Source organism: Patulibacter sp. (assembly GCF_030655195.1).
In the GTDB taxonomy this organism is placed as follows: domain Bacteria; phylum Actinomycetota; class Thermoleophilia; order Solirubrobacterales; family Solirubrobacteraceae; genus Patulibacter.
This window is the reverse complement of the sequence record NZ_JAURWA010000027.1, coordinates 1-17,105: the sequence shown is the minus strand read 5'-3', so window position 1 is coordinate 17,105 and position 17,105 is coordinate 1. Positions and strand designations below refer to the sequence as shown.

Annotated in this window: 20 protein-coding genes; 8 read left to right on the top strand and 12 right to left on the bottom strand. The window is 76.8% G+C overall.

Annotated elements, in window-relative coordinates; genetic code table 11:
• Positions 1-391 precede the first annotated feature (391 nt).
• Positions 392-985: a hypothetical protein gene (locus tag Q7T67_RS02835; RefSeq protein WP_304785818.1), complete on the top strand. Its 594-nt coding sequence runs from the start codon at positions 392-394 to the stop codon at positions 983-985.
• Positions 986-1,055: 70 nt separating this feature from the next.
• Here the strand turns inward: Q7T67_RS02835 and Q7T67_RS02830 are convergent, their stop codons facing one another.
• Entirely contained in the window at positions 1,056-1,400 is a 345-nt protein-coding gene (locus tag Q7T67_RS02830) for an MmcQ/YjbR family DNA-binding protein (protein ID WP_304785817.1), read from the bottom strand.
• Complete coding sequence (locus Q7T67_RS02825) at positions 1,397-2,065, bottom strand: helix-turn-helix domain-containing protein (protein WP_304785816.1); 669 nt, start codon at positions 2,063-2,065, stop codon at positions 1,397-1,399. The genes Q7T67_RS02830 and Q7T67_RS02825 overlap by 4 nt, the downstream gene beginning before the upstream one ends.
• A 55-nt stretch (positions 2,066-2,120) precedes the next feature.
• Between Q7T67_RS02825 and Q7T67_RS02820 the strand changes: the two genes are divergently transcribed.
• Entirely contained in the window at positions 2,121-3,245 is a 1,125-nt protein-coding gene (locus Q7T67_RS02820; RefSeq protein WP_304785815.1) for a serine hydrolase, read from the top strand.
• Between the two features lie 62 nt (positions 3,246-3,307).
• Here the strand turns inward: Q7T67_RS02820 and Q7T67_RS02815 are convergent, their stop codons facing one another.
• Complete coding sequence (locus Q7T67_RS02815) at positions 3,308-3,691, bottom strand: glyoxalase/bleomycin resistance/extradiol dioxygenase family protein (protein WP_304785814.1); 384 nt, start codon at positions 3,689-3,691, stop codon at positions 3,308-3,310.
• 84 nt (positions 3,692-3,775) lie between these two features.
• Complete coding sequence (locus tag Q7T67_RS02810; RefSeq protein WP_304785813.1) at positions 3,776-4,582, bottom strand: AraC family transcriptional regulator; 807 nt, start codon at positions 4,580-4,582, stop codon at positions 3,776-3,778.
• 149 nt (positions 4,583-4,731) lie between these two features.
• On the opposite strand from Q7T67_RS02810, the gene Q7T67_RS02805 reads away from it, so the two are divergent.
• Positions 4,732-5,367: an SRPBCC domain-containing protein gene (locus Q7T67_RS02805; RefSeq protein ID WP_304785812.1), complete on the top strand. Its 636-nt coding sequence runs from the start codon at positions 4,732-4,734 to the stop codon at positions 5,365-5,367.
• A gap of 9 nt (positions 5,368-5,376) precedes the next feature.
• On the opposite strand, the gene Q7T67_RS02800 is transcribed toward Q7T67_RS02805, so the two are convergent.
• Together Q7T67_RS02800 and Q7T67_RS02795 are read right to left on the bottom strand one after the other, a co-directional pair.
• On the bottom strand, positions 5,377-5,958 hold the full coding sequence (locus Q7T67_RS02800; RefSeq protein ID WP_304785811.1) for a TetR/AcrR family transcriptional regulator: 582 nt from the start codon (positions 5,956-5,958) through the stop codon (positions 5,377-5,379).
• 70 nt (positions 5,959-6,028) lie between these two features.
• A complete protein-coding gene (locus Q7T67_RS02795; protein ID WP_304785810.1) occupies positions 6,029-6,817 on the bottom strand; it encodes an MBL fold metallo-hydrolase in 789 nt (262 codons plus the stop codon).
• 106 nt (positions 6,818-6,923) lie between these two features.
• On the opposite strand from Q7T67_RS02795, the gene Q7T67_RS02790 reads away from it, so the two are divergent.
• Positions 6,924-7,811 carry a hypothetical protein gene (locus tag Q7T67_RS02790; RefSeq protein ID WP_304785809.1) on the top strand — a complete coding sequence of 296 codons (888 nt, stop codon included), beginning with the start codon at positions 6,924-6,926 and terminating at the stop codon, positions 7,809-7,811.
• A gap of 59 nt (positions 7,812-7,870) precedes the next feature.
• On the opposite strand, the gene Q7T67_RS02785 is transcribed toward Q7T67_RS02790, so the two are convergent.
• Positions 7,871-8,215, bottom strand: a complete 345-nt coding sequence (locus tag Q7T67_RS02785) for an SRPBCC domain-containing protein (RefSeq protein WP_304785808.1) — start codon at positions 8,213-8,215, stop codon at positions 7,871-7,873.
• A gap of 116 nt (positions 8,216-8,331) precedes the next feature.
• On the opposite strand from Q7T67_RS02785, the gene Q7T67_RS02780 reads away from it, so the two are divergent.
• The 3 genes from Q7T67_RS02780 (at position 8,332) to Q7T67_RS02770 (ending at position 12,503) form a co-directional block, all read left to right on the top strand.
• On the top strand, positions 8,332-9,552 hold the full coding sequence (locus tag Q7T67_RS02780) for a bifunctional glycosyltransferase family 2/GtrA family protein (protein ID WP_304785807.1): 1,221 nt from the start codon (positions 8,332-8,334) through the stop codon (positions 9,550-9,552).
• 41 nt (positions 9,553-9,593) lie between these two features.
• Complete coding sequence (locus Q7T67_RS02775) at positions 9,594-11,849, top strand: glycosyltransferase family 39 protein (protein ID WP_304785806.1); 2,256 nt, start codon at positions 9,594-9,596, stop codon at positions 11,847-11,849.
• A gap of 177 nt (positions 11,850-12,026) precedes the next feature.
• Positions 12,027-12,503 carry a hypothetical protein gene (locus Q7T67_RS02770; RefSeq protein ID WP_304785805.1) on the top strand — a complete coding sequence of 159 codons (477 nt, stop codon included), beginning with the start codon at positions 12,027-12,029 and terminating at the stop codon, positions 12,501-12,503.
• A gap of 80 nt (positions 12,504-12,583) precedes the next feature.
• Here Q7T67_RS02770 and Q7T67_RS02765 read toward each other — a convergent pair whose 3' ends face one another.
• From Q7T67_RS02765 to Q7T67_RS02750, 4 genes are read right to left on the bottom strand one after another with little or no spacing between them, the layout of a single operon-like run.
• Positions 12,584-12,916, bottom strand: a complete 333-nt coding sequence (locus Q7T67_RS02765; RefSeq protein WP_304785804.1) for a hypothetical protein — start codon at positions 12,914-12,916, stop codon at positions 12,584-12,586.
• Entirely contained in the window at positions 12,913-13,641 is a 729-nt protein-coding gene (locus tag Q7T67_RS02760; RefSeq protein ID WP_304785803.1) for a hypothetical protein, read from the bottom strand. The genes Q7T67_RS02765 and Q7T67_RS02760 overlap by 4 nt, the downstream gene beginning before the upstream one ends.
• A gap of 10 nt (positions 13,642-13,651) precedes the next feature.
• Positions 13,652-14,068, bottom strand: a complete 417-nt coding sequence (locus tag Q7T67_RS02755; protein WP_304785802.1) for a hypothetical protein — start codon at positions 14,066-14,068, stop codon at positions 13,652-13,654.
• Positions 14,069-14,123: 55 nt separating this feature from the next.
• Complete coding sequence (locus tag Q7T67_RS02750) at positions 14,124-14,600, bottom strand: TspO/MBR family protein (RefSeq protein WP_304785801.1); 477 nt, start codon at positions 14,598-14,600, stop codon at positions 14,124-14,126.
• A gap of 163 nt (positions 14,601-14,763) precedes the next feature.
• Between Q7T67_RS02750 and Q7T67_RS02745 the strand changes: the two genes are divergently transcribed.
• Positions 14,764-15,117, top strand: coding sequence for a VOC family protein (locus Q7T67_RS02745; RefSeq protein WP_304785800.1), 354 nt, complete (start codon positions 14,764-14,766; stop codon positions 15,115-15,117).
• A gap of 10 nt (positions 15,118-15,127) precedes the next feature.
• On the opposite strand, the gene Q7T67_RS02740 is transcribed toward Q7T67_RS02745, so the two are convergent.
• Positions 15,128-16,564: a serine protease gene (locus tag Q7T67_RS02740; RefSeq protein ID WP_304785799.1), complete on the bottom strand. Its 1,437-nt coding sequence runs from the start codon at positions 16,562-16,564 to the stop codon at positions 15,128-15,130.
• Positions 16,565-17,105 lie beyond the last annotated feature (541 nt).

The window sequence follows — 17,105 nt, the reverse complement described above, 5'->3', positions numbered from 1 at the left end:
CCCGGCCCGTGCGGCCGGGGTCGCCCGGCGCGGCCGGCCCGACGAGCGCGGTCCCGCGGCGGCGGGGCGTCGCCACGTTCCCGATCCGCACCCCGGTGGATCGCGTTCTTGGAACGCGACCGCGCGGGCGGACGGCGGGATGCCGCGTGCCCGATCCCCGCTCTGGTGATCGCGTTCCTGGAACACGGCCGCGTGGGCGATCGGCGGGATGCCGCGTTCCCGATCCGCGCTCTGGTGGATCGCGTCCTTGGAACGCGACCGACGCGCGCCGCCGCGCCGCTTCCCCTGGACGCGGCGCACAGCGCGACCGATCCGCCGCTTTCGCCCGGTCTGCGGGAGCGCCCAGACCCACCCCAGGGTCCTCCCAGGCGCCGGCGGCATCGTCGTTCGCATGACTCGCACCACGAAGATCGCCTCCCTCCTCGTCACCGCCGCGGCCGCCCTCGGCGCCGTCGGCTGCGGGAGCTCGAGCGACACCACCACCCAGGCCGCCGCGACCCAGGGCGGCACCGCCACCGCGCAGGGCACCGCCACGACGCCGCAGGGCACGGGCTCGTCCGCACGGGGCACCGCCGGCGGACGCTCCAGCGGCCCCGGGGCGATCGACAGCACGGCGCTGGCGACGGCCGCGAAGGCGCTCGGCACGACGAGCACGAAGCTCCAGGCCGCGCTCGAGGCCGCGCGCCCGGCCCGGCCGTCGCAGTCCTCGTCGGCCGACGGCGCCGCGCCGTCGGCGGGCGGCACCGACCCGCGCACCGCGATGTACGCCGCGGTGGCGAAGGAGCTCGGCTTGACGTCGGCGAAGGTGCAGGCGGCCCTGGCCGACCTGCTGCCCTCCGGCGGTCCGGGCGGCGGCGCGGGTGGTCCCGGCGGCACCCCGCCCTCCGGTGCCCAGGGGACGCCGCCGTCGGGCACGGACGGCGGGACGCCGCCGGCCCAGAGCGGCTCGACGTCCTCGTCGACGGACTCCACCTCGGCGACGTAGGCCGCCTCCGCGCCCCGTGTCGGCCGGGGTCCGCCGGTGATCGGGGTCGAGCGGATCGGGGCCTCCGCCGTCAGCCCCCGTCGCGCTCCTCCACCAGCCGCCGGGGCGCACGGGCGCGCCAGGCGTCCTCGAGCAGGTCGGCCAGCTCGTCGCGGTCGACCTTCGGCAGTCGGACGAGGACGTGCGGGTGGCCGTCGTAGTGCGCGGTCGTGAAGAGGCTGTCCGGCTCGGCCGCGAGGAGGCCCTCCTTCTCGTCCAGTCCGCCGGTCCAGACGACGAGGACGTCGGGCTCGCCGTCCCAGATGCGCGCGAACAGCTTGTCGCGCACGCGGAAGCCCGGGGTCCCGTAGGACGGCTTCTCGGTCGTGGCGGGCAGGGCGAGCGCGAGCTCGCGGACGTCGTCCTCGGTGCTCATCCCTCGTCCTCCGTCGGGTCGGTCGTCCCCAGGTCCCGTCCGAGCGCCGCGGCGACGATCACGAGCACCGGGACGACCCGCTCGGCGGGGATCGCGTAGTGGTTTCGGCCGCGGGAGACGACGAGTCCCGCGGAGCGCAGCTCGCGCAGGTGGTGGTGGACCTGTCCCGTCGTCCCGTTGCCCGACGGCTCCTGCAGCTCGGCGAGGGTGCTCGCCCCGAGCAGCATCCGGTGCAGCAGCCGCAGCCGGAACGGGTGGCCGAGCGCGGCGAGCGTGGCGGCGGCAACGTCGAGGTCGGCGTCGACGACCGCCGGCACGGGGTGCTCCATCTGCCAGATCACCTCGCCGGCCCCCGGGGCGGCGACCCGTCCGCCGTAGGCCACGCTCCCCGCGACGCCGTCGCGGGCGAAGGCCGGGCCGGTGTTGCGGGCCAGGCCGTCGAGGAGCCAGAACGTCCCGGGGTCGGAGCCGGGGGTCCGCTGCCGGGGCGCCTCCGCCGGGCCGGGCCGACGGGGTGCGTCGTCCTCGGGCCCGACGGCTCCTCCGCCGCCGGACGTCGCGGACGGACCGGCGCCGTCCGCGGTCCCGGTGGCGGCCTCGAGGGTCTCGAGCCGGGTGCGCAGCTCCGCCAGGGCGGCGGAGACGTCGGGGGGTGCATCGGACACACCGGGAGTCTAGAACGTCGTTGATACGGAAATACGTACTTGCTACGTTTTTCCCATGTCCCCCGTCCTGTCCCGTCCCTCCCGGACCTCCCGTCCGTCCCGCCCCGGCCGTCCGTCCCGCGCCTCCGCTCCGTCCCGGACCTCCCGTCCGCCCCGCCGGCTCCTCGCGCTCGTCACCGGCCTCGTCCTGTCGCTGACGGGCGTCGGCGCCGGAGCGACGGCGCAGGCCGCGGGGCCCCCGACGCCGCCGGACGTCTCGACCGCGGACGGGCTGCTGCGGTGGATGGCCGACAACCGCGACCACGTCGGCCTGTCCGTCGTGCCCGACGGGCGCCCGCCGTCGATCCAGGTCAACGCCCGCGGTCGGTTCCCGCTCGCGTCGGTGCGGAAGGTCGCGATCGCCGGTGCGCTCGTCGACTCCGGGGCCGACCTGACCGACACGGTCCCGCGGGCCGAGGTCGAGCGGTTCTACGTCCCCGGCGTGGACCCCAACCACCTCGAGGCGGACCTGGACCCCGTCGCGCCCACGCTGCAGCAGCTCCTCGACGCGATGCTCTCGCTGTCGGACAACGCGGCCTCCGACACGCTGCTGGACCGCGTCGGGGCCCCGGCCGTCGACCGCTGGGCACGCCGGCACGGGCTGCTCCACCAGGACCCGGCCATGCCGCTGCTCGGCGAGTTCGCGGCGTGGGGGACCGATCCGGGCTGGATCCGTCGCACCCCCGCCGACCGGGCGCGCCGGGCGATCGCCCTCGCACGGACGACGGACGGGACCGCCGTGCGCGCGACCCTGCCCGGCGCCGACGCCCAGTACGGGCTCGCCGCCGTGTCCGAGGCCGGGACGCCCGCCGAGTGGGCCCGCCTGCTGTCCGGTATCGGGCGCTGCGGTGCCCCCGCCCTCGTCACCGCCCTGGACTGGCCCCGCCGGCAGGCCCCCGGCACCGCTGCGGCGTACGACCGGTACCTCGCCAAGGGCGGGACGCTCCTCGGGGTCGTGACGGAGGCCGACTACGTCAAGCCCGCGGGCCGTCCGGGGACCGCCGCCGCGCTGTTCCTCCGCGACCTCCCCGCCGACGTGCAGGCCGGGCTGGCGGCGTCGTTCTCGCAGCAGGAGCTGCTGCGCCGGATCGCGGAGGACCCGGCCTACGCCCGGAAGGTCGCCCGCGTGCTGCGCGGCTGAGCGACCGGCCCCGGGTCGACCGGCCCCGACGCGACCCGCCCCGACGCCTCCCGCCCCGGGGCTCAGGCGTCCTCGGGACGGTAGGTCCCGAACGACCAGAGGTTGCCCTCGCGGTCGCGCAGCGAGCACTCGCGTCCGCCGTACTCCGGGTCGTTCGGCGGACGGAGCGACTCCGCGCCCGCCGCGACCGCCCGCTCGTGGATCGCCTCGACGGCGGCCGCGTCGTCGAGGACCCAGTACGACGCACCCGAGCCGGGCGGCTGGCCGAGGCCGTCCTCGCGGTCGCTGCCGGCCATGATCCAGCCGTCGCCGAGGCGCAGCTGGGCGTGGTCGACCTGCGTGCCGTCGGCCGGGAAGACGGCGTGCAGCTCGAACCCGAACGCGTCGACCCAGTGCTGCAGGGTCGAGCGCTCGCGGACGCGGAGGGTGGGGATGGCCTGGGTCATGGGGCCACCGTACGGCGGCTCCGGGCCGCCGTCTTGAACGGACGTGACCGGGGAGTCCCCGACCGCGAGACCGGGCCGCCCGGGTCACGCAGGGACGGGCGGCGAGGCCGTCGCCCCGGCGCGGAGCGCCGCCGGCGTGACGCCCGCGAACGCGCGGACCTCGCGGGTCAGGTGCGCCTGGTCGCTGTACCCGCACGCGGCGGCCACCGACGCCAGGTCGTTCGTGCGGACGCCGAGCAGCTGCCGCGCCCGGTCGAAGCGGACGAGCCGGGCGTACGCCTTCGGGCCGACGCCGACCGCCTCGCGGAACCGGCTGGAGAGGTGGCGCCGGGAACAGCGCAGCTCGCGGCGCAGCTCCTCGATCGGCAGTCGCCCGCCGGTCTCCTCGAGGCGGCGGACGGCCCACGCGACGTCGGCGCGAGGCGCGGGCGCGTCGGCGACCCGGCGGGCGATCCACGCCTCCAGCAGCGCGAACCGGTCGGGCCACCCGTCGGCGTCGGCGAGGCGCTCGAGCAACTCGCGGGCGGCCGCCTCGCCGATCAGGTCCGGCAGGTCGACGATCGCGCCCGCCAGCGCCGCGCCGGGGACGCCGAGCACCGCGGCGGTGCCCAGCGGCGAGAGGTCGACCTGCATCGTGTGCGTCCGTCCCTCGTGGCGCGAGACCGCGGGGCCGAGCGAGACACCGCCCGCGAACGACCCCGTGCGGCGCAGCGGCGCGCCGTCGGCGGGGGCCACCCACCAGTCGTGCTCGAGGGCGAGGATCAGCGCGGTGCCGGGGATCGCGGCCTCGGAGCGCTCCTCGGGCGGGCCGACGGACCGCACGCCCCAGAGGCGCCCGACGTGGTCGGTCAGCGCGGGACGGGGGAGGGCGGTGGCGAACTCGGGGGCCACGGGGCCATGGTCGACGCTGGGCGCGCGCCTGTCCAGGGGCCGGGACGCCGGTCGTCCGTGGTGGGCCTCCACCCGTCGGGCTCCTGGCCGGGTGCGGCACGACGCCGGGGCCGCGGTCGCCCGTCGCGCCGAACGGGCAGGATCACCGCATGGTCGAGGTCACCGGACAGATCGAAGCGGTGCGGCGGCGGGTCGGGCGGCGTGCCGTCGGCGGGGTCGACCGGCACGTCCTGACGCTCGAGCAGGAGCTCCCGGTCACGCCGGAGGATCTTTGGGTGGCGCTGACGGCCCCGCGTCGGCTGGCGCGCTGGTTCCTGCCGGTCTCGGGCGCGCTGCGGGCGGGCGGGCGGTTCCAGCTCGAGGGCAACGCGGGCGGCACGATCGAGTCGTGCTCGCCGGGGTCGGCGTTCTCCGCGACGTGGGAGTTCGGCGGGGCGGTCGGGCGGATCGCCGTCACCGTCGCGGCCGCGGACGACGGCGCCCGTCTGACGCTGGAGCACGAGACCGACGCGGACGACCCGACGTGGGCGGAGCACGGTCCCGGCGCGACCGGGGTCGGCTGGGACCTGTCGCTGCTCGGACTGGCGCTGCACCTCGAGCCGGGCGGTGCGGACGACCCCGATGCGTGGGACGGGGGCGACGACGGCCGGTGGTTCGTCGAGCTCAGCGCCGAGGCGTGGCGCGCGGCCGACGTCGCCGGCGGGACCGACACCGTGCAGGCCCGCGCCCGGGCGAACCGCACCGTCGAGGCCTACACCGGGTCCGAGGACGAGGACGACGGCTGAACGCGCGGCTCAGGGCGTCGGGACCCCGGCCAGCAGCGCTCCCTCGAGGACGTCCAGGTGCTCCCGGACCAGGGCGTCGGTCGACAGGACCCCGGGCGACTGGGTGCGCAGCTGCGCGAGACCGAGGTAGTGGCTGTAGCCCATCACCGCCCGGTGACGGGCGGCGTCGGCGGGCAGCCCGAGCTGCGTGAGGATCCGCGTCAGCAGCCCGAGCCGCGCCTCCGCGGAGCGCTCGAGGACGGCCGCGACGTCGGGGTCGTCGGCCGCGGCCATCAGCTGGAGGACCACCGTCGGCGCGACGTCGACGAACGAGTACCCGAGCAGCTCGCGCAGCCGACGGCGCGGATCCTCGACGGCGTCGAAGCGCGCGTTCAGCTCGGTGACCTGCCGGCGCTCCCAGCGGTGCATCGCGGCCCGCAGCAGCGCCCGCCGGTCCGCGAAGTGGTGGTAGAGCCCGCCCTTGCTGACCCCGAGGCGCCGGGCGACGGACTGCACCGACATCCCGCGGACCCCGGCCTCCTCGATCTCGTCCAGGGCGGCGGTCGCCCACGCCTCGGGCGTCGTCCGCGCGGGCCGACCGGCCGGGCTCATGCCGACCGCCGCGGGCGAGCGGGCCTCGTGCGACCGCGCGCTCGGGTGCCGGAGGTGCCCGGGGCGCCGCTCACACCGACAGGTCGGCCGGGGTCCCCGCCTCGAGCCAGCGCACGCGGCCGGCCAGCGGCGACGCGCCGAGGACGGCCTGCGCCGTGGACCGACCCTGGCGGAAGTGCTTCCACCCCTCGTAGTGCAGCGGCACGATCGTGGTCGGGTCCAGGGCGCCGCAGAGCTCGACGGCCTCCTCCGCGTTCATCGTGTACCGCAGCGGGCCGGAGATCCACGGGAAGGTCACGCCGCCCAGGTGCACGACGACGGTGCCCACGTCCAGACGCCGGGCCGCGTCCCGCAGGCCCGGGTAGAGCACGGTGTCGCCGGTGATCCAGAGCACGCCGTGCTCCTGGCCCTCCCACTTCAGCGCGAACCCGACGACGTCGCCGACGATCGGCTTGGAGCCGGGAGGCCCGTGCCGGCACGGGGTGGCCGTGATCTCGATGTCCGACTTGCCCTCGGACGCCAGGGTCGTCGTCTGCCACGGCTCCAGCCCGAGCGCGTCGCCGCCGAGGCGCCGCGCGCCGGGCGCGGTCGTGACGACCTGCCCCATCCGCGGCAGGAGCTCGCGGCCCGTCGGGTCGAGGTTGTCGCCGTGGTGGTCGTGCGAGATCAGCACCGCGTCGATCGGCCCCAGGTCGTCGAAGGCGACCGCCGGGCCCTGCAGCTTCTTCGACGCCGCCCCCCAGCCGAAGTTGTAGCGCTTGCCGGGCGGGTCGAACGTGGGGTCGGTGAGGATCCGCCAGCCCCCGACCTCGATCAGGACGGTCGGGCCGCCCACGTAGGTGATCCGGACGTCGGTCACGGCGACTGCTCCTCGGCGCTGATTTCCATACGGGTGCGTACGGTATCGCGCGTACGCGCTCTTGTGTGACGGGCATCCGGAAGCGGGCCACGGACGTAGAACTCGCATGAGCACTTCCCCCCGTCCGCTCGCCGCCGGCACCCTCCTCGCGATCGGCGCCCTCGCCGCCGTCGCACCACCTGCGCAGGCCGGGACGACCGTCCGCGCCAGCGGCGGGCCGACCGCGACGGCCACGGTCTGCGGCGCGCAGCGCACGGCGGTCACCGTCGCCCGCGGGGAGGCGGTCCGGCTGCGCCTCGTCCGCACGGGGGCGAGCCGCGGGTCGCGGAGGGCCGTGTCGGTGCGGATCGACACCTGTCGCGACGGGCGGTTCGGCGGGACGGTCCGGCGGCGCATCGTCACGAGCCGCGGCCTGAGCACGGCCACGCCGGGCGACTACCGCGTGCGCCTGAACGGGCGGAGCGCCTACGTCCGGGTCGTCGGCCAGGGCACCGCGCCCGCGGGTCCGGCGGGCTCCAACCCGCCCGCGGCGACCCCGGCGGTCCGCGGCGTCCACGCCGTGCGCACCACGGACGGGTCGCTGACGCTCGAGGGCACGCTGGAGTCCGGCCCGATCGGGTTCACGGTCAAGGCCAGGCGCACGGCCCAGGGCGTCGTCAGCGGGCAGTTCCGGGCGACCGGCTCGCTCGCGTCGATCATCGGCGTCGGCGGGCTCGTGCCGTTCGACTTCCAGGGCCCGATCACCTGCTTCGACGCCAAGGGCGACCAGGCGACGATCTACTACCCGCTGCAGAACTCGACGCCCGAGCCGGTCGCCGCGCTGTTCGGCGGCGTCCTGATCACGGTCGACGGCGACCCGGACGGCGGCCTGGGTCACTTCAGCTTCGCGCCGGTGCCGGTCGCGCTCGCCCCGGCGGTCGGCTGCGGCGCCGGCGGCCCCACGCCGCTCATCGTGAGCGGCGGCAGCCTCGCGGTGGGGACGCCGCAGGGCTGAGGCCCACGGGGGCCGGGCGGCGGGGCGTCGACCGGCGCCCCGACCCGCCGGCCCGACCGTCAGATCCCGCGGTACTCCACCGTCGAGGCGATGCGCACGAGCTGGTCGTGCATCGACTGCTGGGTGGCCTTGCGGTTCCGGAACACCAGCCCGACCGCCCCGAGGCCGTCCTTGCGGTCCACGCGGGTGGCGCGCAGCAGCGTGTCCGTCCCCTCGGGCTCGAGCTCGAGCAGCAGCCCATCCGCGAAGACGATCCGCGTGTAGGGCGACTCCTCGATCGTCGGGGCGTGCTCCTCGAACCTCGCCCGCCACTGCGCCTGCTGCACCGGGTCGACGAGGACCTCCCAGACGTCCCAGGGCGACGCCTTCACGACGTGCTCGGACACGAAGGTGCGCTCGGCCATGGGGCGAGGATATGGGGCCGATCGACCCGCCCGTCCTTCGTCGCCTCTTCGGGTGTCCCAGGCTCCCCTCAGGGTCGCCCCAGCCCGCTCACTCGGGGCGGCCGCAGTCTGGCCGCATGAGCTCCTCGACCCTCCCCGCCGTCCGCCGCGACGGTCTCGTCACGGCCCCGGCGCCGGTGGTCGAGATCGTCGTGCCCGTCTACAACGAGGCGGCCGCGCTGCCCGGCTCGATCCGCCGACTGCACGAGCACCTCGCCGCGGCGTTCCCGTTCGCCTGGCGCGTGGTCGTCGCCAACAACGCCTCGACGGACGCGACCGCCGCGGTCGCCCGGGCGCTGGCGGACGACCTGCCCGGCGTCGAGCTGCTCGACCTGGCGGAGAAGGGCCGCGGCCGGGCGCTGCGGGCCGCGTGGAGCTCGAGCGACGCCGACGTCCTCTGCTACATGGACGTCGACCTCTCCACCGACCTCAACGCGCTGCTGCCGCTGGTCGCGCCGCTGATCTCCGGCCACAGCGACCTGGCGATCGGCACCCGGCTGGCGCGGTCGTCCAACGTCGTCCGCGGCCCCAGGCGCGAGCTCATCTCGCGGACCTACAACCGGATCCTCCGCATGTCGCTGCAGGCGCGGTTCTCCGACGCGCAGTGCGGGTTCAAGGCGATCCGTCGCGACGCCGCCGAGCGGCTGCTGCCGCAGGTGCAGGACCAGGCGTGGTTCTTCGACACCGAGCTGCTCGTCCTCGCCCAGCGCGACGGCCTGCGGATCCACGAGGTCCCGGTCGACTGGACCGACGACCCGGACTCCTCGGTCGACATCGTGCGCACCGCCACCGACGACCTCAAGGGCGTCGCGCGCCTGCTCGCCACCGGGTGGGCGGGATCCATGGTCGGGCGCTTCCTCGCGATCGGGGTCGTCTCCACGCTCGCCTACGCGCTGCTCTTCCTGCTGATGCGGGGGATGGGGGTCGGGCCCGGTCCGTCCAACGTCCTGGGCCTCGCGCTCACCGCCGTGGCCAACACCCAGGCCAACCGCCGCTGGTCCTTCCGCGTCACCGGCCGCGAGCACCTCGTCCGCCACCACGCGCAGGGCGCCGCGGTGTTCGTGCTGACCGTCCTCCTGACCAGCGGCGCGCTCGCCGCCCTGAACGCGATCGATCCGGATCCGGGCCACGCGATCGAGCTGGTCGTCCTCGTCGCCGCGTCCGTCCTGGCCACCGTCTCGCGTTACGTCGCGCTGCGGTTCTGGGTCTTCGGGCGGCCCGCCCCGCAGGACGCGGCGACCCCGGTCGTCGGCGTGCCCGCCACCCGCGCGTCGCTCGCCGAGCGCACCGGCCGCTGAGCCGCCCGCCCCTTCCACGTCGCACCAACGGACCCCACCTCATGGCCACCCAGACCCCTCCGCTCACGCGGCCTCGCCGCGCCACCGACCACGACGCCCCGGCGACCGACGCCGCGCCGGCCGAGGACCGCGGGCGCCTCACCCGCGTCGGGCTCCTGCTGCGGCGCCGGCCCGAGCTGCTCGCCCTCCTCGTCCTCGCCGCGGTCCTGAACCTCTGGAACCTCGGCATCAACGGCCAGGCCAACGACTACTACTCGGCCGCCGTGAAGTCGATGGCGTCGAGCTGGCACGCGTTCCTCTACGGCTCGTTCGACGCCGCCGGCGTGCAGACGGTCGACAAGCCGCCGCTGGCCCTGTGGGTGCAGGCGCTCTCGGTCCGCGTCTTCGGCTTCTCGTCCTGGTCCTACCTCGTCCCGCAGGCGCTGATGGGCGTCGCGACGGTCGGCCTGACCTACGACGTCGCGCGCCGCGTCTTCGGTCGCGTCGCCGGCGGCGTCGCGGGCCTCGCGCTCGTGCTCACCCCGATCGCCGTCGCGATCTCGCGCCACAACAACCCCGACGCGCTGCTGATCCTCTGCTCCGTCGCCGCTCTGTGGTTCCTCGTCCGCGGTCTCGAGGACGGCCGCGTGCGCTGGATGGCGCTCGCCGGCCTGATGATCGGCCTGGGCTTCGAGACGAAGATGGCCGCCGCGCTGACGATCGTCCCGGGCATCGTCGCCGCCTGGCTGTGGATCGCCCCGAACGGTCGCCCGAAGGCCGTCCGCGAGCTGGGGATCTTCTCGGCGGTCGCCACGGTGGTCGGCCTCGCCTGGCCGGTGCTCATGTGGTTGACGCCGGCCGGCTCGCGCCCCTGGATCTCGGGCACGAACGACAACTCGATCTGGTCGCTGATCCTCGGCTACAACGGCCTGGGCCGGCTCTTCGGGCAGGACGGCGGGCCCGGTGGTGGGGCGACGGCCGCGACGGGGAACGCCGGCGGCATGGGCGGCGGCCCCGGCGGTGGCGGTGGTGGCGGCATGGGCGGCGTCTTCGGCGGCGACGCCGGGCCGTTCCGACTGCTGAACGCCGCGCTCGGCGGGCAGGCCGGCTGGCTCCTGGGCACCGCGCTGGTCGCCGGCCTGGGCCTCCTGCTGCTGACCCGCCTGCGGCGCTCCGACGCGCGCACCGGGTTCCTGCTGGCGATGGGCGGCGCGTTCCTCGTCACCGCCGTCGCGTTCAGCCGCGCGTCGGGGATCTTCCACCCGTACTACGTGTCGCTGCTGGCCCCGTTCGTCGCGGCGCTGGTGGGCGCCGGGTTCGGGACGGTCGCCACGCAGGGCCGCGGCGCGCTCCGCCGGGGGACGGGGGACGCGGCCACGGCCGGTGCTCCCGCGTCCCGGGTGGACCGGGTCGTCCTGCGCGCCTTCGGCCCGGCGCTGATCCTCGCCGGCGTCGCCACCGAGCTCGTCGTCCTGCACGGCAGCGCGACGGACATGGAGTGGTTCGCGCCGGTCCTGGTCGTCGGCGGCGTCCTGGCGTCCCTCGCCCTGGCCGTCGGCCGCGGCGGCGCCCGGGTGCGCGGCACCGTCCTCGCGGCGATCGTCGCGCTCCTCCTGACGGCCCCGGGTGCCTGGGCGGTCCAGACCCTCGACCACGCGACGTCGAGCACCTTCCCGGCCGGCGGCCCCGCCTCGAGCGGCATGGGGATGGGCGGTCCCGGCGGCATGCGCGGCGGCCCCGGGATGCGTGGCCAGGGCGGCCCGGGCGCCGCCGGGGGCACCCCGCCGGCGATGCCGGGCGCCGGCACGGCTGCGCCCGGCGGCGCGGCCCCGGGAGCGGCGGGCACCTCCGGCACCGCCACGAGCGGCTCGGCGCCGACCGGTCGGACCGGTGGCGGCCGCGGCCGCCTGGGCGGCGGCGGGATGTTCGGCGGCAACTCCACCGAGCTCACCGCGGCCGTGACGTACGCCGCCGCGCACGGTGGCGGCACCATCGCCGTCTCGAGCCAGAGCACTGCCGCGGCGTCGATCCTGGCCGGGTCGGGCGGCTCGACGGTGCAGGTCGCCGGCATCGGTGGCTTCTCGGGCAGCGAGAGCGCCGTCACCGCCGAGTGGCTGGCGCAGCAGGTGGAGCGCGGGAACATCCGCTGGGTGCTCACGACGAGCTCGGGCGGCATGGGCGGCGGCGGTGCGAGCGGCGGCCGCGTCGGGGCGACGAAGATCATGGCGCTGGTCCAGCAGGTCGGGACGTCGGTGACCGGCATCGACGGTCTCTACGACCTGCAGGGCCTGGCGAGCGCGATCCGCGCCGCGGGCTGAGGGCACGGCCCGGGGGCGTCGCGCCACCCGGGTCCGTCGGTCGCCGGTGGAGGGGCCGTTCCAGCGGGCCGGCGGGGCCCCGAGCCCCCGGGTCCGGTCCGCCGAGGCGCCGATCCCGCGTCTTCTTCGTCCGGATCCGAGTCCGAGTGACGCCTCCGTCACGTACCTCGATGTGCCGTGCGAACCAGCTCCCGCGTCGTCTCCGACCTCAAGGCCGCCCTGGCCGACTACGACCACGCCGAGGAGGCGTTCCGGGAGGCCGTGGGCTTCGAGCGCATCGACGCCGAACGGCGCAGGTCCTGCGGGCGCGAGGACCTCGCCCTGCCGAAGGCCAAGCCGGGCCGCGCGGACCGCATGGGGCGCGAGCTCGAGCGGCGCCTGCCCCTCCTCGGCGACCTGGTCCGCGCCGCCGTCCGCGAGTCGGGGCACCCCGGCGATCTGCGGCGCGCCCTCTCCGACGTCGCCCGGGCCCTCGACGGCCACGACGTCACCGAGCTGGCGCTCCTCGTCCTCGGCAACTGGCGCGACCCGTGGGCCGGCGGCCGCCACGGCGCACCGTCCCCGTTCGACCCCAAGCGTCCGACGACCGCGGTCCCCGAGGTCTGCCGGCCGGTCCCGGGCGTCCGGCGTCGGCCGCGGCCCACGACCGCCTGAGGGCTCGCCGACCGTCCGGGGCCGGCGCCGCGACCGGCCGACGGGCGGCCCCGGAGCCGCCGCAGGGGAGGACCGGCCGCTCAGGCCACGAAGCGGATGCGGCCCGGCGGCACCCGCCGCACGTGACGCCGCGGCGGATCGCTGCCGTACTCGGCCCGGTCCCACGTGGCGTGGTGGAAGCCGGCCAGGGTGAGGACCCGCCCGTCGGCCGAGGCCAGGTCCGGGCCGTGCAGCGTCAGGACCTGCAGCCCGTCGATCCGCACGACCACGTCGTCGCCGGCGACCTCGACCCCGTCGAGCACGTGGTGGTTGTCGTGGGGGCGGCCGAACCAGCCGTCGGAGAGCTCGAGGCTCGCACCGCCGACGGCCTCGAAGAACGAGCGGATCGTCGCGGCGACGTCCTCGGGGGTCATGTCCGGTACCGCGCGATCCGTCGCGCCAGCTCGCCCCCGAGGAACAGCTCGTCGCCGTCCCAGCGCACGGCCAGGTCGCGGTAGAGGGGCTCCAGGTCCCCGTGCAGCGGGTCGATCCAGACCCTCCGCCCGTCCCGGTCGCGGAACTCGACGCCGTGGGAGTGCTTGATCCGGACGATCTCGGCCCCCTGCAGGCGCTGGAGGTCGACCGGCGTCCGCCAGCCCAGGGAGATGCGGACGTGCAGCCAGCGGCCGTCGATCACGACCCGGTGGCGCACGACCTGCAGGACGAGGACGGAGAGGGCCACCGGCAGGATCGCGGCGGCGATCAGGCCGCCGATCCCCTCGCTCGACGAGGCGTCGTCGAGCACCCCGGCCGCCACGAACCCGTAGACGATCGCGGCGATGGCCGGGACGTAGACGAGGAGCAGGAGCCACCGCGGGACCGACAGCACGACGCCGTCGCGGGTCGGCCGTCGTCCCGGCGGCTCGGCCCGCGGGACCTCGGGCTCGAACCGGCTCCGCGACCGGGCTCGCCGCTCGGCCGCGGCCTCCGGGTCGGTGTAGAGGCCCGCCAGCGGGTCCTCGACCCCGGGAGCGGCCGCGGGATCCCAGGTCTCACGGAGCATGGCCGGGTCGTAGGCGTCGTACTGGTCCGCGGACTCGGGCGGGCCGCCCTGCAGGTCGGCGGGTCCTTCGTCGGGGTGCGGACCCGCGTCCTCCATCCTGAGGTGCTCAGCCCGCGCAGGCCTGGATCTTGAACGGCTTCGGGTCGAGCCGGCGCTGGACCGCGGCGTCGCGGTAGACGACGCGGCCCCGGGTGTAGGAGCGTCCGTCGCCGCAGGAGATCAGGCCGTAGAGGCGGAGCGTCGCCCGTTCGCGCGAGCCCGTGCCGGCCGCGACCAGGCCGGAGCCCTCGGCGACCCGCCGACCCCAGTCCCGCCAGCGCACCGACCGCGTCGTCAGGCGGTTCGCCGCGACGTCCGGGTCCGCGGCCCGGGGAACGTAGACGCACGTCCGCGGCTTGACGGCCGTCCGGAACGCCGAGCCCGGCTGGCAGACCACGGTGGGCGTCGGCGCGGCCTGCACGGCGGCGGGGCCGGCGAGCAGGCCGAGGGGGACGGCGATCAGGGGGACGAGCACGCGGCGCACGCGCCGAGCGTACCGGCGCCTCCCGGGCGACGGAAGGCCTGAGCCGTCCCGTCCGTCAGCGGTTGCGGCGCCAGATCGCGCCCGACAGGACGGTCGCGAACGTGCACCACGCGGCGTAGGGCGCGAGCGCGAGGCCGGCGGGCCGCGAGGCGGCCGACGCCCGGCGGGCCAGGTCGGCGCTGCTGACGGCCAGGAGGCCCGCGACGGTCGTGGCGGCGGGCAGGTGGTGCCCGCGGAAGAACGTCCAGGTCCACGACGCGTTGAGGACGAGGTTGGCGGCGAGCGCGGCGCGGAACGCCCGGTCGCGAACGTCACCGTCCTCGTGCAGGCCGTCGATCGCGGTCGCCGACGCCGCTGCGATGTCGACGTAGAGCAGCGTCCAGACGATCGGGAACGCGATCGGCGGCGGCTGGAACGGGGGCTTGTCGAGCGCCCGGAACCAGGCGTCCTTCGCGCCGCTGCTCGCCGCGCCGCCCACCGCGGCGGTGGCGGCCGTCGCGGCGCCGGTTCCCAGGAGCGTCCTCAGCCTCATCGGTCGAGGATCGCAGGGGCGCATCCCGTCCCGATGCACGCGGCGCCCGGAGCCCGGAGTGCCGCGGCGATGAGTTGGGGCGTCCCGCGACGTCCATGCTGCAACGAGGGGCGCGGCGGCACGGGCCGCCCGCGTCCCACCGTCCCCCCCCAGGAGGTCCCCCGTGCAGATCGATCACGTCCTCGCCGTCGTCCCCGTCTCGGACATCGACCGTGCCGACCGCTTCTTCGAGACCCTCTTCGGCCGCCCCGCGGACAACCGCCCGATGCCGAGCCTGGTCGAGTGGCGGGCCGTCGACGCCGGGTGGGTGCAGGTCCACCGGGACGCCGACCGGGCGGGGTCGGGACTCCTGAACCTCGCCGTCGCCGACCTGCAGGCCGCCCGTGAGGAGCTCGTCGCCGCCGGACTCGACGTCGGCGAGATCCAGTCGGCGAACAAGGGCGTGCAGTTGCTGCCCCTGGCCGATCCCGACGGCAACGTCGTGACGCTGCTCGGCGGGTTCCGCGTCACGTACTGACGGACCAGCGTCAGCCCGTCCTGCGTCGCAGCGTCGTGCGGACCGTTCCCGCCGAGCGGTGGCCCGCGCGGTCCCGGGCCACGACGGACAGGCGGTACGCGCCGGCGCCCAGCCGCGGGGTCAGGACGGTCCACGTCGAGCCGCCGAGCAGGGTGCCCCGCACGGTGGCGGTGCGGCTGCGTGCGCAGGTCGTACGGCGGCCGGCCTTCCGGCAGGCCACGCGAGCGGTCCAGCGCAGGGTGCCCGTCACGCCCTTCACGCCCGACGTGGGCGGCGGGTCGGTCACGAGCACGCGGACGGAGCAGCGCCGGCGGGTGCAGGTGCGCCCGCTGAGCCGCGCGGTCGGGGACGCCCGGTCCGCGGCGGGGGCGGCGGCGCCACCCGCGGACGACGGCGTCCCGGACGGCGACGCCGCGCCGGTCGCCGCGGGTCCGTCGGCCGTCGCCGCGGGAGCCGTCGGAGCGGTGGCCGATGCGGCTTCGGACGGGGCGGCCACCGGTGTCGACGCGGCGGGGCTCGGCGTGGGGGACGGGTCGGCGGGCGTCGTGGCCGTCCCGTCGGACGTCGCCCCCGTCCGGTCGCGGATGAACGCCGAGATCGAGGGGTCGGCGACACGGGTGTAGACGCCGGACGAGCCGGCCTGGGCGCACCCGGCACCGAAGCTGACGATGCCCGCGAGGACCGGGACCCCGCCGGCGGTCGCCGCGAGCGGCCCGCCGCTGTCGCCCTGGCAGGTGTCGACGCCGCCGCGGGGCTCGCCCGCGCACAGCATGCGGGAGGTGATCTCGCCGGTGCGGTACTGGCTCGCGCAGACCGCCGGGGCGACGACGTGCGTGACCGCCGAGAGCAGGTCGTGCGGGTAGCTCGGGGCCGGCCCGGCGCCCTGCGTGGGCTGCGCGACGGTGCTGCCCCAGCCGCTGATGCCGACGGCCGCGCCGGCGGCGGTCGCCGCGGAGGCCTCCGTCGCGTCGATCGGCCGCAGCGGGGCGACGGCGGCCGTCCCCGCGCCGGCGTAGAGGGCCCGCGAGAGGGTCAGCACGGCGACGTCGCCGTCGTAGCTGCCGGCGTCGTAGTCCGGGGACCGGTCGACCGTCGTCACGGCGACGTCGACCGCCGGCGCGGCGACGGTCCGGTCGTCGGGCAGCCGGGCGCTGCCGGCCAGCACCCGCAGGCGGCTCGCCGGGGTGACCGTCGCGCCGGCGTCGTCCTCGGTGACGCAGTGCGCCGCGGTGACGACCGTCGTCGGGGCGACGACGGTGCCGCCGCAGAACTGCTTCGCGTAGATCGAGTCGGGGGCGGTGACGGTCGTCGGGTCGTAGAGGGCGACCTGGAACGGCGTGGCGGTGATCGCCGTGGCCGTTCCCCCGACGATGCGCGGCGCGGCGCGGTCCGCGGAGGCGGTGCCCGGACCGGCGACCAGGAGCAGCGCGGCGACGGGGAGCAGCACCGCACGCCGGGCGACGGGGAGCAGCGCAGGGCGACGGGCGACGCCTCGCAGGGCGGGCGCACGCGGAGCCCCGGTCGGGGGTCCGATCGCCGGGCGTCGTGATCGGTGGGACGGGAGGCGCATCAGGGGAGAGGTCGGCGGAGCGCGGCGTCGGGTCGAGCGGGACGCCGGCCCCTCGACGGACGTCCTCCATGATGCTGCGGTCGCCCGCCCGCGCCCTCCGCCGGGCGGCGCGAACCGGACCGGCGATGCGCGCCACCGGTCCAAGCCGGGCCGCCGCGCGGGACGGACCCCGCGCTCGCGGTGGTCGCAGCTCCCAGTCCCCTCCCAGGGAACGCCCACCGGGCCCCCACGGGGCTCCTCGATCGTGGCCGACATGTTCGAGACCACCCTCGGCCGCCGCGGACGTCCGCGCCCGGCCCGCGACACGCCCCTCGGCGGGCAGCGGCGCTTCGCCGTCGCGACCCCGCCCGCACCGACCGACGTCCCGGGCCGGGGGCCCGACGCCGGCGACGGCCCCGGCGGCGCCGGCCCGGGGGAT